Genomic DNA, 367 nt, shown 5'->3' with positions numbered 1-367 from the left:
CCGTCCCGGTCGACGCGGGAGAGTGACGAGACGTCAATGATCAGGCGGCCGTTGCCACTCGACCAGCCCGCGTAGGAGTGGCCGCCACTGCGGATGGAGACGGGTGTGGCGCTGCGGCGGGCGAAGGCCAGGCACTCGCGGATGTCCGCCTCGTGCCGGACGTAGGCGACGGCCGCGGGTTTCAGGTTGTCGAACCGGGTGTTGTAGAGCTGGCGGGCCGTCGGGTAAGTGGCGTCGCCAGGGCGTACGAGCGTGCCTTCGAGGCTCTTGGCCAGGGCGGACCAGTTCGCCGGACCCTTCGGAGTGGCGGAGGCGGGTGGTTTCGACGGGGTGCGGGTCGTGGTGGTGGAGCTGCTGCCGGAGTCGG

Annotated in this window: 1 protein-coding gene; it reads right to left on the bottom strand. The window is 70.6% G+C overall.

The annotated features are described in order from the left end of the window. Positions 1-367, bottom strand: a 367-nt coding sequence (locus tag AC1DYK_RS36295) for an FAD-binding protein (RefSeq protein WP_478170674.1), incomplete at both ends; no start/stop codon positions are given.

Source organism: Variovorax sp. P2_H12 (assembly GCF_056403395.1).
The sequence above is the reverse complement of the archived record's forward strand: the minus strand, read 5'-3'. Positions and strand labels throughout refer to the sequence as shown.